Origin of the sequence: Paenibacillus doosanensis (assembly GCF_025060755.1) — a bacterium.
Classification (GTDB): Bacteria; Bacillota; Bacilli; order Paenibacillales; family NBRC-103111; genus Paenibacillus_S; species Paenibacillus_S doosanensis.
Genome location: NZ_JANYUY010000106.1, coordinates 1 through 1,980, shown reverse-complemented (window position 1 = coordinate 1,980; position 1,980 = coordinate 1). Strand labels below are relative to the sequence as shown.

2 protein-coding genes are annotated in these 1,980 nt (G+C 52.0%); both read left to right on the top strand.

All coding sequences use genetic code 11. The annotated features are described in order from the left end of the window. Window positions 1–124: 124 nt before the first annotated feature. Window positions 125–1,600 (top strand): IS5 family transposase, encoded by a 1,476-nt coding sequence (locus N0M98_RS33500; RefSeq protein ID WP_249862892.1) that lies wholly within the window; start codon window positions 125–127, stop codon window positions 1,598–1,600. A gap of 277 nt (window positions 1,601–1,877) precedes the next feature. Then, window positions 1,878–1,980 (top strand): DUF5946 family protein (locus tag N0M98_RS33985; protein ID WP_375295592.1); only part of this gene is annotated, 103 nt, incomplete at its 3' end.

The following is a 1,980-nucleotide window of genomic DNA, read 5'->3' as shown; positions in this document are numbered from 1 at the left end:
TAGGGCTTGCTGAACGACCAAAAAATCCAGTAACGACAAGGGTTTGATGCGCATTTCGTCGAATTCATATGCAAGGAAATCGTTTCAAAACGATGAAAAACCGTGCACATGGAGGATGACGATCATGTACCAACCGTACGCCCATGAGGAAAACCAGTTGTTGCTGCCGAGCGAGTTTTTCTTGCCATTCGGTGGCCGTCTAAATCCGGATAATCGCTGGATCAAGCTCGCACAGATGATCCCGTGGGCGCAGGTGGAGCACAAGTATGCAATGTCATTCAAGAAATCGTTCCGCGGCCAAAAGGCGATTTCGGTTCGGATGGCGCTGGGTGCCTTGATCATCCAGGAAAGACTGCAACAGTCCGATCGAGAGACGGTCGAGACGATCATCGAGAACCCGTATCTCCAATACTTCCTCGGCTTGGCGGGCTATCAGGATCGGCCGCCGTTTCATCATTCACTGATGACTCATTTCCGTAAGCGCCTCGGCGAAAAAGTGATCGCGGAAGTGAACGAATGGATCGCTGTAGAAGCTGCGAAGGCAGAACAGCAAGATGATGACGACGACATGAAGCCCTCGGCTTCCGGCGGTCGAGGCGGAAAGTGCAAACGCTCGAAGGCGGACCCTAACCAAGGAACGCTGCTGCTTGATGCGACCTGTGCGCCCGCCGACATCGCGTACCCGACGGATATCACGCTACTGAACGAGGCCCGCGACAAGCTGGAGACAATCATCGACGTGTTACATGCCCCGCATGTGGGACAACGTCCGAAACCGCGCACGTATCGGGAAAAAGCGCGCCGCTCGTATCTCGCACTCGCCAAGCAGCGCCGAATCGGCTATCGGGCGCTGCGCCGTGGAATCGGTAAGCAACTCGCCTTCATCAAACGCGATCTTCGCATCATTGAAGAATTAGCGAAGATCACGTCGCTCACAGCGCTGAGCAGACGGCAATACAAGCAGCTGCTTGTCATTCAGGAGTTGTATCGACAGCAACGACTGATGTATACGAAGCGAGTCCATCATGTGGAAGATCGCATCGTCAGCATTCATCAACCGCATATTCGTCCGATCGTTCGCGGGAAAGCAAAAGCGAAAGTCGAATTCGGGGCGAAGGTGTCCGTCAGCATGGTGCAGGGGTTCGCCTTCTTGGAACGCCGCCAATGGGACAACTTCAATGAAGGCGTCACCTTGATCGAATCGGTAGAGACGTACAAAGCTCGGTTCGGCGTGTACCCGAAAGAAGTGATGGCCGATCAGATCTACCGAAACCGGGAGAACCGCGCGTACTGTAAGGAGCGCGGCGTACGGCTCAGCGGACCTCCGCTCGGCCGACCTTCGAAGCAGGCGGACACGGCGGAGATGAAACGAATCGCCAAGCTGGATGCAGGCGAGCGCAATGCGATCGAAGGCAAGTTTGGCGAAGGAAAACGAAAATATGGGTTGAATCGAATCCGGGCGCGACTCGAGCAAACGAGCGGGGCCGTCATCGCCCTGCAGTTCCTCGTGATGAACCTAGAGCGCCGCTTGCGGCTTCTTTTCGTCTTCATGTTCAACATTATGCTGAATCGTATCGGCTACATTAGATTTGCTCTGTAAAGTTTCGTTCAGCAAGCCCTAAATATCATAAAATGGGAGAAGGCAAGATGGGAGGCCCATACGCAATTAATGTAGCTTTTAACGATGAGCCGAACGTCGTATATAATTATAAATACGATTATAAAATGGAGAGCAAAGATATAACGCAAATCGGCGTATCACCAAAGAGCAGTAAGGATGCTAAGAATTTTAAACATGCTGAATAATTTTTCTTTTCCGTTAGTAAGCTAACTTATTTCCATCTTATTCGCCAAGGGATGAGTAGGAGGTGCGATTTATGTCTGAAATCTGCGCGAAGTGCGGCGCCGTATATACTGGAGAGAATACATGCGAGTCGATTTTCGGGGAATTGTTGGCGCTTGAGTTTACAGACCCCGGTT